Source organism: Microbacterium commune, assembly GCF_014836945.1.
GTDB classification, from domain to species: Bacteria; Actinomycetota; Actinomycetes; order Actinomycetales; family Microbacteriaceae; genus Microbacterium; species Microbacterium commune.
In genome coordinates this window covers 1,465,675-1,479,289 of record NZ_JACSPX010000001.1, presented here as the reverse complement: position 1 = coordinate 1,479,289, position 13,615 = coordinate 1,465,675, and the positions used below count along the sequence as shown (strand labels likewise).

11 protein-coding genes and 1 riboswitch are annotated in these 13,615 nt (G+C 69.9%); of the genes, 3 read left to right on the top strand and 8 right to left on the bottom strand.

Features of this window, described 5'->3' with window-relative positions:
* Positions 1–20 precede the first annotated feature (20 nt).
* Positions 21–1,292, bottom strand: coding sequence for a 23S rRNA (adenine(2503)-C(2))-methyltransferase RlmN (gene rlmN, locus H9633_RS06835; RefSeq protein ID WP_071644808.1), 1,272 nt, complete (start codon positions 1,290–1,292; stop codon positions 21–23).
* Between the two features lie 127 nt (positions 1,293–1,419).
* On the opposite strand from rlmN, the gene H9633_RS06830 reads away from it, so the two are divergent.
* Entirely contained in the window at positions 1,420–2,070 is a 651-nt protein-coding gene (locus H9633_RS06830; RefSeq protein WP_191712557.1) for a bifunctional 4-hydroxy-2-oxoglutarate aldolase/2-dehydro-3-deoxy-phosphogluconate aldolase, read from the top strand.
* 24 nt (positions 2,071–2,094) lie between these two features.
* Positions 2,095–2,856: a sulfite exporter TauE/SafE family protein gene (locus tag H9633_RS06825; protein WP_191712556.1), complete on the top strand. Its 762-nt coding sequence runs from the start codon at positions 2,095–2,097 to the stop codon at positions 2,854–2,856.
* Between the two features lie 55 nt (positions 2,857–2,911).
* Here H9633_RS06825 and H9633_RS06820 read toward each other — a convergent pair whose 3' ends face one another.
* From H9633_RS06820 to H9633_RS06800, 5 genes are all read right to left on the bottom strand, one after another.
* Positions 2,912–3,742, bottom strand: coding sequence for an SDR family oxidoreductase (locus tag H9633_RS06820; RefSeq protein WP_191712555.1), 831 nt, complete (start codon positions 3,740–3,742; stop codon positions 2,912–2,914).
* A 98-nt stretch (positions 3,743–3,840) separates the two neighbouring features.
* Positions 3,841–4,602 carry a 3-hydroxyacyl-CoA dehydrogenase gene (locus tag H9633_RS06815; RefSeq protein ID WP_191712554.1) on the bottom strand — a complete coding sequence of 254 codons (762 nt, stop codon included), beginning with the start codon at positions 4,600–4,602 and terminating at the stop codon, positions 3,841–3,843.
* 184 nt (positions 4,603–4,786) lie between these two features.
* A complete protein-coding gene (locus H9633_RS06810) occupies positions 4,787–5,605 on the bottom strand; it encodes an energy-coupling factor transporter transmembrane component T family protein (protein ID WP_191712553.1) in 819 nt (272 codons plus the stop codon).
* Positions 5,602–7,101: an ABC transporter ATP-binding protein gene (locus H9633_RS06805; RefSeq protein WP_191712552.1), complete on the bottom strand. Its 1,500-nt coding sequence runs from the start codon at positions 7,099–7,101 to the stop codon at positions 5,602–5,604. Before H9633_RS06805 ends, H9633_RS06810 begins: the two co-directional genes overlap by 4 nt.
* 2 nt (positions 7,102–7,103) lie before the next feature.
* A complete protein-coding gene (locus H9633_RS06800; RefSeq protein WP_083428817.1) occupies positions 7,104–7,748 on the bottom strand; it encodes an ECF transporter S component in 645 nt (214 codons plus the stop codon).
* A riboswitch (TPP riboswitch) is annotated at positions 7,741–7,850 on the bottom strand. It overlaps the preceding gene by 8 nt.
* A gap of 74 nt (positions 7,851–7,924) precedes the next feature.
* On the opposite strand from H9633_RS06800, the gene H9633_RS13255 reads away from it, so the two are divergent.
* Positions 7,925–9,532, top strand: a complete 1,608-nt coding sequence (locus H9633_RS13255) for a D-alanyl-D-alanine carboxypeptidase family protein (protein ID WP_191712551.1) — start codon at positions 7,925–7,927, stop codon at positions 9,530–9,532.
* A 47-nt stretch (positions 9,533–9,579) separates the two neighbouring features.
* Here H9633_RS13255 and H9633_RS06790 read toward each other — a convergent pair whose 3' ends face one another.
* Both H9633_RS06790 and H9633_RS06785 read right to left on the bottom strand, forming a co-directional pair.
* Positions 9,580–11,742, bottom strand: a complete 2,163-nt coding sequence (locus H9633_RS06790) for an ABC transporter ATP-binding protein (protein WP_191712960.1) — start codon at positions 11,740–11,742, stop codon at positions 9,580–9,582.
* Between the two features lie 26 nt (positions 11,743–11,768).
* Complete coding sequence (locus H9633_RS06785; RefSeq protein WP_191712550.1) at positions 11,769–13,496, bottom strand: ABC transporter ATP-binding protein; 1,728 nt, start codon at positions 13,494–13,496, stop codon at positions 11,769–11,771.
* Positions 13,497–13,615: the final 119 nt, after the last annotated feature.

Below are 13,615 nucleotides of genomic sequence, written 5' to 3'. Positions count from 1 at the left end.
TCAGACCAGCGCGACGGGGATCAGACCAGCGCTGCGGCCTCGGCCTCGTCTTCGCTGGTCGCGACCAGCTGGCCGCAGGCCCCGTCGATCTCCTTGCCACGGGTGTCGCGCAGGGTGGTCGGGATGCCGGCGTCGTTGAGTCGGCGCACGAACTCGTTCTGCACGTGCACCTCCGACGCGGTCCAGATCGACCCGGGCGTCGGATTCAGCGGAATCGGGTTCACGTGCACCCAGCCCCGCCCGCGGGAGTTCAGCTTCGAGGCGAGCAGATCCGCGCGCCACGGGTGATCGTTCATGTCCTTGATCAGGGCGTACTCGATCGACACGCGCCTGCCGGTCTTGTCGAAGTACTCGCGAGCGGCATCCAGCGCCTCCCCCACCTTCCAGCGGGAATTGACCGGGATCAGCTCGTCGCGCAGCTCGTCGTCCGGCGCGTGCAGCGACAGCGCGAAGGTGACGGGGATGTCCTCGTCGGCGAGCTTCCTGATCGCCGGGACGAGGCCGACGGTCGAGACGGTGATGCCGCGGGCGCTCATGCCGAGTCCGTCCGGCTGCGGGGCGACCATGATGCGCACGGCGTCCATCACGCGCTTGTAGTTGGCGAGCGGCTCGCCCATGCCCATGAAGACGATGTTCGACACCCGCTCCATCGAATGGTCGTTCGCCTTCTTGCCGCCGAGCTCCCCGTCGGCGATGGCCCGGTTGGCACGCACGATCTGCTCGATGATCTCTGCCGTCGACATGTTGCGCGTGAGTCCCGCCTGCCCGGTGGCGCAGAACGGGCAGTTCATGCCGCAGCCGGCCTGAGACGACACGCACAGGGTGATCCGGCCCGGGTAGCGCATGAGCACCGACTCGACGAGCGCACCGTCGTGCAGCCGCCAGAGGAACTTGATCGTGTCGCCCTTGTCGGTCTCGAGGCGCTTCACCTCGGTCATCAGCGGCGGCATCATGCCCGCGACCAGCTCGTCGCGCTGCGCGGCCGGGAGGTCGGTCATGTGCGCCGGGTCGGACGTGTAGTGGGTGAAGTAGTGGGTCGACAGCTGCTTGGCGCGGAAGCCCGGCAGCCCCAGCTCCTTCACCTTCTCGACGCGCTCGGCGGGGGTGAGGTCGGCCAGGTGCACCGGCGGCTTGCCCCGCTTGGGGCTCGCGAACTGCAGGAGCGGGCGACCCTCGGCATCCTTCTGCTGCGTCCAGCCCTCCGTCGCCGGGCGCACCTGAGGGCCGCGAGCGGACCCCGTCTTGCGCACGGGGGTGCTGCGGGCGGGCGGCGTCTTGTCGGATGCGGGCATATCATCCAGGGTACGGGCTGCCGGCTCGGATATCACCGAGCGTCAACTTGTCATTACAGGTGCTACCAGCGCAGAATAAGGAACGGCCGTCAGCACGACGCCCGACAGACCGAGCGCAGGAGACGCCATGAACCGAGCACCGCTGAGCGACCGCCTGACCCGCACCCGCGAGGCCGGCGTGCTCGCCGTTCTGCGCGCACCGTCCCCCGAATCCGCGCTGGAGGCCGCCGAGGCGATCATCCGCGGGGGGATCACCGGCATCGAGGTGACCTACTCCACACCCGATGCGGCAGCCGTCATCCGCGAGCTGATCCGTCGGCACGGCGAGCGCGCGCATGTCGGCGCAGGCACTGTGACCACCCTCGACCAGGCGGCTGAGGCCGCGGATGCCGGCGCCGAGTTCCTCGTCAGCCCCGGCACCGTCCCCGAGCTCACCCGCGCCATGTGCGAGACCGGTCGAGTGGTGATGACCGGGGCACTCACGCCGACCGAGGTCATGACCGCCCTCGACCTGGGCGTCGACGTCGTCAAGATCTTCCCCGCCTCGCTCGGCGGTCCGGGCTACCTGGGCGCCCTGCGCGGCCCGTTCCCCGACGCTCCCCTGATGCCGACCGGCGGCGTGACCCCGCAGAACCTCGCCGCCTGGTTCGCCGCGGGCGCCGTCGCCGTCGGGGCGGGCGGCGATCTGGCCAACGCCGCCGCGATCGCGGCATCCGACTGGGCCGACCTCGAGGCCAGGGCCACCGGCTTCGCCGCCGCTCTCGCCACCGCGCGCTGAGCACGCCGTGCCCGGCGTCACGACATGATCGCTCTGGAGCCCGGCGCGTGGGCGCTGCTCGGCCTGGCGGCGCTCATCGCCGGCCTCGGCAAGACCGCGCTGCCGGGCAGCTCGACCATCGCGGTGGTGATCCTGGCATCCGTGCTGCCCGCCCGCACCTCGACTGCGGCGATGCTGCTGCTGTTCATCGTCGGCGACGTCTTCGCGCTCATCGCCTACCGGCGGCACGCCGACTGGCGAACCCTGCTGAGGCTCGCGCCGGCGGTCGTGGCCGGGCTGCTCGTGGGCGCGGTCTTCCTGGCGCTCAGCACCGACGGCATCGTGCGTCGCACGATCGGCGTGATCCTGCTCGCGATGATCGCGCTCACGCTGTGGCGGCGACGGCACGCCGCCGGGTCGGCGGTCGACGCGGATGCTCTCGGCACCCGGGCATCCGCCCGCATCGCCGCAGCCGGGTACGGGACGCTGGCCGGGTTCACGACCATGGTCGCCAACTCGGGCGGACCGGTCATGTCGATGTACTTCCTCGCGACCCGCGCCCCGGTGAAGGTGTTCCTGGGCACCTCGGCGTGGTTCTTCGCGATCGTCAACCTCACGAAGGTGCCGTTCCTCGCCGGCATCGGGCTGCTCACTCCCGAGGTGCTGCTGCTCGACCTCGCGCTCGCGCCGATGGTCGTGATCGGCGCGCTGATCGGCATCCGCATCGCCCGACGGATCCCCCAGCGGCTGTTCGACCGGCTCGTGATCGGGCTCACGATCGCCGGATCGGTCTACCTGCTGCTCTGAGGCGCGGCCGGTCAGCCGGTCAATCGCGCGGCCGGTCAGTCGGCCGGCCGGCCGGTCAGTCGAGGAAGATGTCCGGGAACAGGCGGTCGTCCGGCGTGCCCGGCACCGCGGCGTACGACGAGAAGTCGGTGACCCCGTCGGCCTCGAGCACGTCCTCGACGATCAGGGTCTGACCGGTGTACGACGAGGCGTGCTTGGTGATCACCGAATACGCGGCGTCGGCGTAGATGTCGGCGGTGCGGCTGGCCGCCATCACCCGGTCGCCGCCCAGCAGGTTCTGCACGGCCGCGGTGGCGATCGTGGTGCGCGGCCACAGCGTGTTCGCTGCGATGCCGGCATCCGCGAACTCGGCAGCCAGACCCAGCGTCGCCATCGTCATGCCGTACTTCGCCAGCGTGTACCCGGTGTGCGCGCCCAGCCACTTGGGCGAGAGGTTCAGCGGGGGCGACAGCGACAGGATGTGCGGGTTCGCCGAGTCGCGCAGCACGGGCACGGCCGCGCGGGAGAGCATGAAGGTGCCGCGCACGTTCACGTCCTGCATGAGGTCGTACTTCTTGGCGGACAGGTCGAGCGAGCGCGACAGGTCGATGACGCTGGCGTTGTTGATGACGACGTCGATGCCGCCGAACTCGCCCTGCGTCTTCAGGACGGCCTCGGTGACCTGGGCATCGTCGCGCACATCGCCCACGATCGGCAGAGCCTGCCCGCCGGCCGCGCGGATCGCGTCGGCCGCGGAATGCACCGTGCCCTCGAGCTTCGGATGCGGGGTGTCGGTCTTGGCGAGCATCGCGATGTTGGCGCCGTCGGCCGCAGCGCGCAGCGCGATGGCGAGGCCGATGCCGCGGCTGCCGCCCGACATCAGAATGGTCTTGCCTGCAAGGGACATGGTTTCTCTCCTGGAGGTCTCTGGCTTCGAATCGCTCATATTGCTCGAACCCGGAGGGTTTCGAGGCAATATGAGCGATTCGACGGGCCGGCGGGGGGTTACTTCGGGGCCATGCGGATGGCGCCGTCGAGACGGATGGTCTCGCCGTTGAGGTAGCCGTTGGTGACGATGTGCTCGACGAGGGCCGCATACTCGTCGGGCCTGCCGAGGCGCGACGGATACGGCACCTGCTGACCGAGGGAGTCCTGGGCGGCCTGCGGGAGGCCGGCGAGCATCGGGGTCTCCATGATGCCGGGAGCGATCGTGCAGACCCGGATGCCGTGACGCGCGAGCTCTCGTGCGATCGGCAGCGTCATGGCGTGCACTCCGCCCTTCGATGCCGAGTAGGCGGGCTGTCCGATCTGTCCGTCGAACGCGGCGACACTGGCGGTGTTCACGATGACGCCTCGATCGCCGCCGTCGGTCGGCTCGGTCTGGGCGATGACGGCCGCGGCCTGCGAGATGACATTGAAGGTGCCCACGAGGTTGATGCGCACGATGCGCTCGAACGCGTCGAGGTCGGCGGGGTTGCCGTCCCGGTCGAGAACCTTCGCCGGCGGGGCGATGCCCGCGCAGTTGACGACGATGCGCAGCGGTGCGACGGTGTGCGCGGATGCCACGGCGGCGGCGATCTGCTCGGAACTCGTCACGTCGGCAGGCAGGAACAGCCCGCCGAGCTCGGCGGCGATCTCCTCACCCGCGGAGGACGGCAGGTCGATGATCGCGACCCGCGCTCCGGCGGCCGAGAGCCTGCGCGCCGTGGCGAGCCCGAGTCCGCTGGCGCCGCCCGTGATGAGCGCGCCCTGTCCCGTGATCTGCATCGTGTTCTCCTTCGAACGGCTCGGCCTCGGTCGGACGCCGAATGCGACTGAGTCTCAGCATACGTGGCCCCGAGTGTCCCGACGGATGAGTGCCCCGGCGGATGCGGGCGGATGGATGCTGAGACCATGGACCCTCGTCGCGAACGAGCCTACGACAGCGCCTCGCCCGACGACGGGTACCGAGTCAGCTCCACACGAACCGGAAGACCCCTGTCACGACCGCCGCGGCGATGGCGAGTGCCATGATCGCGATGCCGCCGAGCAGCGCCGCACCATCGCGCGCGTGCAGGCGCGAGGGACGCGACCACGTGCGCTCGATTCCCGAGCCGAACCCCCGCGCCTCCATCGCCATCGCCAGCTTGGTGCCGCGGCGCACCGCGAAGACGAGCAGGACGAAGGCCATCGAGAAGAAGCGACGCAGCGCGCCGTGATCACCCACACCCCGCGCACGTCGGGCCAGCGACATGGTGCGCCAGTCGTCGATGAAGAGCCCCAGCATCCTCGCTCCGGCCAGCGCCCCGAGCACGAACCGGCTCGGCAGGTGCGCGACCTGCGCGAGGGCATCGCCGAGCTCGGTCGGATCCGTGCGTCCGAACAGCAGGATGGTCGGCAGACCGAGGGCGATCACGCGCAGCGTCACCGCCACGGCGAGCGCGATCGACCCCTCGCTGATGGCGGCGAAGCCGAAGCGGAAGAACACCTCCCCCTCCGGCTCGGCGTAGAGCAGCATGCTGAGTCCGGCGATCGGCGAGAACAGGGCGATGGGCAGCAGCCGCAGCAGCACGGTGCGCACGGGCAGGCCGGTCAACGGCAGGCAGAGCAGCTGCAGGGCGATGGCCACCAGGGCGCTCACCGGGTCGATCGACGCGAACAGCGGCACCGACAGCAGCAGCGCGAGCACGATCTTCGTGACGGGATTCACCCCGTCGAGCCATACCGGGCGATCGGCTGCGCCGGGAGGAGTGGACCGCGTCGACGTCGAACGGGTCGTCGTGGTCGTCATCGCCGCCCCCTTCGGACGTCAGCCGGCGATGGCCGATGGTCGTCTCCCGGCGCCGGATCGAGCTGGATGCGATGCCCGCCGAGGTGGCGCACCACCGCGTCATCGTGACTGACGGCGATCACCGTGCGACCCGCGCGGACCTCGGCCTGCAGCAGCTCCACGAGCCCGATCCATCCGCGTCGATCCTGACCGAAGGTGGGCTCATCGAGCACGAGCACCTGCGGAGCGGCCGCCAGCACGGTCGCCACCGACAGCCGCCGCTTCTGTCCGCCGCTGAGCGTGAACGGATTCGCGAGCGCGAGCGGAGCGAGGTGCAGGCGCTCGAGAAGGTCGTCGACGACCGCATCGACCTGCGTGTCAGACAGCCGGAGCGCCCGGGGACCGACGGCCAGCTCGTCGCGCAGAGTCCGGGCGAGGAACTGGTGCTCCGGCTCCTGGAAGACGGTTCCGATCCGGGTCAGCAGCTCACGCGACCTCCAGCGCGAGGGCCGGCGGCCGGATCGGCCGGCCAGGTCGGGTGCGGCGAGCACCGTTCCCTGCAGTTCCGGCAGCAGACCCGCGAGGGTGAGCGCGAGCGTGGACTTGCCGGCACCGTTGGGTCCGGTGACGACCGTCGCCGCCGCGCACGGTATCCGCAGCTCGAGTCTGCTCTGCACGGCGGTGCGACCGTCACGCGACACGGCGAGATCGGCCGTCTCGAGCACCGCGCCCGTCACGGGATCGGCGGACGGGAGCACCGGCACATCGATGTCGTGGTGGGGCACCCACACTCCGGCATCGGCGAGCGCATCGCCGTGCTGCGCGAACACGACCGCGGGCGGACCGTCTGCGAGCAGGCCGCCGTCGGCGGCGAGCACGATGACGCGGGTCAGCAGGTCGAGCCAGACCTCGGTGCGGTGCTCGACGACGACGAACGTGGCGCCGGTGGCATCCAGCGCCCTGCCGACGCTGTCGCGCACCTCCCGCACCCCGGTCGGGTCGAGGTTCGCGGTCGGCTCGTCGAGCAGCAGCAGGCCGGGCTGCATCGCGAGGGCGCCGGCCAGCGCGAGGCGCTGCTTCTGGCCACCCGAGAGGGCCTTCGTGGGACGATCCAGCGGCACATCGAGACCGACGGACTCGAGCGCCGATGCGACGCGGCCGGGGATCTCGTCTGCCGGCACGCCGAGGTTCTCGCAGCCGAAGGCCACGTCATCGCCGACCTTCGACAGCACGACCCCGGCATCCGGGTCCTGCAGCACCAGGCCGATCCGCCCTCGCTGCGACTCGGGCGCGGCCCCGTCGACGAGCAGCGCACCGGTGCGCTCGCCCTCATCAGCGTCGCCGAGCACGCCGGCGAGGCCGGCGAGCAGCGTCGACTTGCCCGCACCCGAGGCACCCAGCAGCAGCACCCGCTCGCCGGGCTCGATGGTGAACGAGACGTCGCTGACCGCGGGCAGCCGTCGGCCGGCGTAGCGCCAGCCCCACCCGTTCGCGGTGACGCGAGCCGGAGACGACACGCTCAGACCTCCTGGCGCACTTCCCGGCCGGCCGCGAACCGGCTCAGCGCCCCCGTCGAGGCGAGCGCGCGCACGAGCAGCCAGCCGACCACGCCGGCCAGCAGCGCACCCGAGATGACGAGCGCACCGAGGTAGATCGCGTTGAACTCGATGCTCTTGAGGAAGTTCGGCGACGAGCCGTAGAACATCTCGAAGACCCACGCGGCCACCGCCGCACCCACGCCCGAGAGGGCGGCGACGACGATGCCGAACCGGCGGTAGAGGAACAGCGCGAAGATCAGTTCGGCGCCGAGACCCTGCACGAGCCCGGAGAGCACGGTCGAGACGCCCCACACGTTGCCGATGAGCATGGAGATGATCGCGGCGATCAGCTCGACGACGAGAGCGGCGCCGGGCTTGCGGATCACGAGTCCGCCGATGACGCCGCCGATCAGCCAGATGCCGACGGCGATGCCGCCGAATCCGGGGGTCAGGGCGTCGGCGGCCCCGAACCAGGCGCCGCCGATGATGTTCCAGCCCCAGAACAGCAGGCCGATCGCGACGCCGAGCACGGCGGCGACGACGATGTCGACGACGCGCCAGCGCAGGTTGCGAGCGGCGGGTGCGGGGGTGGTCTGCGCGGTGGACGCGGACATGGACGTGCTCATCTGAACTCCTCCCTGCGCCGGCATGATCCGGATCAGGTTCGACGGTCGAAGCGCGGATCGCTTCCTCTCAGCCCGGCTGTCCGGACTCCCGTGGTGATGGCACGATCATAGCCCCGGTCGCCACCATCCGGGGCGGGCGTTTCGTTCCGTGAAACACCGGGCTGTAGCGTGGTCGCGTGACACCTCCCCCCAAGTCGACGACGCCGGCGACGCGCCGTGCCGTGCGCGAGCGCACTCGCGCACGCGCCGAGCATCCCTCCGCCGGTGCGGCGGCGCTTCCCGCGTTCGGCGAGAGCCTCGGACCGGAGCGGTTCGCCGTCGAGGATGCTGCGGCTGGGGATGCCCCCGACGCGGCGCTGCCGACCGCGGAGCCCGCGGGAACCCGCTCCCGCGCAGCCGAGGAGCCCCGCGCAGCCGAGGAGTCGCACACGGGCGGTGAGTCTCAGACGGAGTGGGCGGACGCCGCCCGCCCTCCCACCGCGCTGACCTGGTTGGAGCCGTCCGACCTGCTCGACGAGCACGTGCGGGGGGCGCAGCCGCGCGACCTCTTCGCCGGTGCCCGGCTCACCCCGGAGTGGCGTCGTCCTCGCGTGCTCCTGCCGCTCGGCTTCGTCCTCGCGCTGTGCGGCGCGTACGTCTCGACCATGCTGCTGTGGCCGCTGGACGAGGTGGCGCCGGTGGTCGAGGCATCCACCATCGAGATCGCTCCCGCTCCGGCCGCGACCATGACGTGGCCCACCACGGGCAGTGCGGCCGTGGGCATCCAGGGCATGACACCGGTCGCGTCCACCGCGTCGGCCGGCGAGATCGCGAGCATCTCGAAGGTGGTCAGCGTGATGATGGTGCTCGACGAGCTGCCGCTGAAGGTCGGCGAGCAGGGCCCGAGCTTCGCCTTCACCCTCGCGGACGCCCGCGAGTTCTGGCGCTACCGCAGCATGGACCAGTCGTCGCTCGATGTGCCGGTCGGCGGCAGCCTGACCGAGTATCAGATGCTGCAGGGCGTCATGCTGGGCTCGGCGAACAACTACATCGACCGCCTCGCGAAGGAGATCTGGGGCTCGCAGCGCGGGTTCGCCGAGGCGTCGGCGAAGTGGCTCAGCGACCGCGGCATCGAGGGCGTCACCCTCGCCTCCCCCTCGGGTTTCAGCGAAGCGAATGTGGCGCCGCCCGCAGCGCTGATCCAGATCGCCGAGCTCGCGATGGCGAATCCCGTCTTCGCCGAGATCGTCGCCACCCGCTCGGCCGACATCCCCGGTGCGGGAGTGGTCACCAACACCAACCAGATGCTCGACGACCCGGGTGTGGTCGGGGTGAAGACGGGGACGCTGACGCGCTGGCACCTGCTCACCGCGAAGGACGTCGCGTTCGGCGACACCACCGTGCGCCTGTACACCTCGGTGCTCGGGCAGGTCGGGAACACTGAGCGGTTGGATGCGACCCGTCAGCTTCTGTCCGAGATGGAGACGACGCTCGCCGAGCAGCCGCCGTCCGTTCCCTCGCGAACCGTGGTCGGCCGAGTCAGCACCGAGTGGGGCGATCGCGTCGACGTGGTGACGGATGCCGACGCGCGCGTGCTGCTCTGGAACGGCTCCGACGCGTCGGCCACGACCTCGTTCTCGCTCGGCGACAAGAGGTCAGCGGGCGCTGAGGTCGGCACCCTCACCGTCGAGGGCCCCATCGGCACCGCGACCGCCTCGGTCTCGCTCGCCGACGACATCACCCAGCCGAGTGCCTGGTGGCGACTGACCCACCCGCTCGCGCTCCTCGGCCTCGACAACGACTGACCGCCCCTCCGACGGGGCGCCGACGGACAGCCGAGCACCCCGCGGGATCAGCCGCGTTCAGGGTCGGATGCCGTCGACTCGGCCTCCTTCACCGCTTCGCCGAGCTGGCGGGTGTCAGGGGCGGCGATGACCTTCTGCTCGACGATCGCCTCGCGCTCATCGTGCGCGTCTTCGGCGACGATCACGGGCACAGAGCCTGTGATCGCCTCCTCGGCGTCGATGTCGGTCGCCGCCTGCTCGAACTGCGACTGGTACAGCCGCCAGTACGCGCCGCGGCGGGCGATCAGCTCGTCGTGGTCGCCCTGCTCGACGATGTCACCGTGCTCCATCACCAGGATGAGGTCGGCGTCGCGGATGGTCGACAGGCGATGGGCGATCACGAACGACGTGCGCCCCTCGCGAAGCGCCGCCATCGCCTGCTGCAGCAGCAGCTCGGTGCGGGTGTCGACCGCGCTCGTCGCCTCGTCGAGGATGAGGATCGACGGCTGCGACACGAAGGCGCGGGCGATGGTGATCAGCTGACGCTCACCCGCCGAGACGTTCGAGGCGTCTTCGTCGAGCACGGTCTCGTAGCCCTCGGGCAGCGAGTGCACGAACCGGTCGACGTAGGTCGCCTCGGCCGCGGCGACGATCTGCTCGTCGGTGGCCGCGTCGTTGCCGTAGCGGATGTTCTCGCGGATGCTGCCGGCGAACAGCCACGGATCCTGCAGGACCATGCCCGTGCGCGCACGGAGGTCGTCGCGGCGCAGCTCGGAGATGTCCTGACCGTCGAGCAGGATACGGCCCGAGTCGAGCTCGTAGAACCGCATGATGAGGTTCACGAGCGTCGTCTTGCCCGCGCCGGTCGGTCCCACGATCGCGACGGTCTGCCCCGGCTCCACCCGGAACGACAGGTCGGTGATCAGCGGACGATCGGAGGTGTACGAGAACGCGACGTGCTCGAACTCGATGACGCCCTTGCCCTCCGGCGCGGAGGGTGCGTCTTCGGCATCCGGATCCTGCTCCTCGGCGTCGAGCAGGTCGAACACCCGCTCGGCCGAGGCGGTGCCCGACTGCACGACGGCGGCCATGCCGCCCAGCTCGCTGAGCGGCTGGCTGAACTGCTGCGAGTACTGGATGAACGCCTGCACGTCACCGAGGCGCAGGTTGCCGCCCGCGACGAGCAGTCCACCGAGCACCGCGATGCCGACGTACTGCAGGTTTCCGACGAACATCATCGCGGGCATGATGATGCCCGAGAGGAACTGCGCCTTGAACGCCGCCTGGAACAGCTCCTCGTTCTCGACCTGGAAGCTCTCGAGGGCGTCCTTCTCACGGCCGAACACCTTCACCAGTGCGTGACCGGAGAACGCCTCCTCCACCCGCGCGTTCAGACGACCGACCTTGCGCCACTGCGTGCCGAAGGCCTTCTGCGAGCGCGGACCGATGATGCCGAAGATGACGCCCATGAGCGGCAGCGAGACGAGGGCGACCAGCGCCAGCTGCCACGAGATCGAGAACATCATGACCAGCACGCCGACCACCGTGAGCACGCTGGTGAGCGCGCCCGAGAGCGACTGCTGCATGGTCTGGGTGATGTTGTCGATGTCGTTGGTGACGCGTGAGATCAGCTCACCGCGCTGCACCTTGTCGAAGTACGACAGCGGCAGCCGGTTGATCTTCGCCTCGACGTCCTCACGCAGACGCCACATGGTGCGCACCATGATGACGTTGATCACGTACCCCTGCAGCCAGCTGAGGATCGAGGAGACGACGTAGATGGCCAGCACGGCGATGATGATCCAGCGCAGGCGCTCGAAGTCGACTCCGTCGCCGACCGCGAAGTCGTCCATCGCCGAGATCATGTTGGCGAACTCGTCCTGTCCGGTGCCGCGCAGCGCCTCGACGACCTGATCGCGGCTGGTGCCCTGCGGGAAACCGGGCGCACCGCCGAAGCCCCGGCCGAGCACGCTCGAGATGAATCCCTCGTATACGACGTTGGTCGCCTCGCCGAGCACCTTCGGCGCGGCGACGGCGAGCACGACGCCGATGGCGCCGAAGAACGACACCAGCGCGAACCACCAGGCGGAGGGCTTGAGCAGCCCGATCATGCGCCTGAAGCTGGGCCCGAAATTGTCGGCCTTGCCCGGTGCCGGGCCGTCCCACATGCTGCCGCCCTCGAGGCGCGCCTTCTCGGCGAGCTCGGCTTCTTCCTTCTCGGCGGCGGTCATCTCGACCTGCGCCGTGCTCTGCCCGCTCACGCGTCCACCCCCAGCTGCGATTCGACGATCTCCCGGTACGTGGGGCTGGCGACGAGCAGCTCGTCGTGCCTGCCCACGCCGACCACGGCACCGTCGTCGAGGACGACGATGCGGTCGGCATCCGTGATGGTCGAGACGCGCTGCGCGACGACGATCTTGGTGACGTCGGGAAGCTCTCGCCACAGCGCCTGGCGCAGCCGGGCATCCGTCGTCAGGTCGAGAGCCGAGAACGAGTCGTCGAACACGAGGATGCGCGGCCGGTGCACGATCGCCCTGGCGATCGCCAGACGCTGCCGCTGGCCGCCCGAGACGTTCGTGCCGCCCTGGGCGATGCGCGACGCGAGCCCGTCGGGCATCGCCTCGACGAAGTCCCGCCCCTGGGCGATCTCGAGCGCCGCCCACAGCTCGTCGTCGGTGGCGTCCGCCCGCCCGTAGCGCAGGTTGGATGCCACGGTGCCGGAGAACAGGAAGGGTCGCTGCGGCACGAGTCCGATGCCCTGCCACAGCGCGTCGAGGTCGGCCTCGCGCACGTCGACCCCGCCGACCTGCACGACACCGCCGGTCGCGTCGAAGAGTCGCGGGATCAGCGAGACGAGCGTGGTCTTTCCCGAGCCGGTCGATCCGATGATCGCCACCGTCTCACCAGGCCGGGCCTCGAAGGTGATGTCGTTCAGCACCGGGACCTCGGCACCGGGGTAGGTGAACTCGACGTTGCGGAAGGCGACCACCCCCGGCTCGGGGAACTCGGTGACGCCGTTCTCGGGACGGGTCATCGACGACTCCGCGTCGAGCACCTCGGTGACGCGCTCGGCCGAGACCGCGGCGCGCGGAATCATCATCGCCATGAAGCTCGACATGATGACGCCCATCATGATCTGGCCGATGTACTGCATGAACGCGAAGATCGTGCCGATCTCTGCGTTACCCGCGTTGATCTCCACGCCGCCGAACCACACCACCGCGACGATCGTGACGTTGAGCACGAGCATGAACAGCGGGAACATCAGCACGAACAGCGAGCCGATGTTGCGGCCCAGCACCATGAGGTCGGTGTTGACCTCGCGGAACCGGCGCTCTTCGATGCGCTCACGCACGAAGGCGCGCACCACGCGCACGCCGGTCAGCTGCTCGCGCATGATGCGGTTGACGTCGTCGAGCTTGGCCTGGTTGCGACGGAACAGCGGCACCATGCGCCCGATGATCACGACCGCGATGATCAGCAGCAGGGGCACCGACACGGCGATCAGCCAGCTGAGGCCGACGTCGGTCTGGATGGCCTTGATGATGCCGCCGATCGCCAGCAGCGGTGCGGTGACGAACATCGTCGCGCCCATCATCGCCAGCATCTGCACCTGCTGCACGTCGTTCGTGTTGCGGGTGATCAGCGAGCCCGCGCCGAACTGAGACACCTCACGCTCGGAGAATCCACTCACCCGGGCGAAGACGTCGGCGCGGATGTCACGCCCGGCGCTCATCGCCATGCGCGCGGCGAAGAAGGTGGCGAGGATCGAGGCGAGGATCTGCCCGAGCGACACGAGCAGCATGAAGCCGCCGCGGTTCCAGATGTAGCCGATGTCGGCCTTGGCGACACCGTTGTTGATGATGTCGGCGTTGATCTCGGGCAGGTTGAGGGATGCCATCACGCTGGCGAACTGCAGCACGATGATCGTGACCAGCAGCGGCCAGTAGCGCTTCAGATAGCGGGTGAGGAGTTTTCCGAGCACAGGCGGACTTCCTTGTGAGGATTCGGAGGGCCGAGACGCGGCCATCACACATCGTGCCACTAACCGCCGACATCCGTATCCCCCGCAGGGCTGACCTTCGCTGTCAGCGGAACAGGATC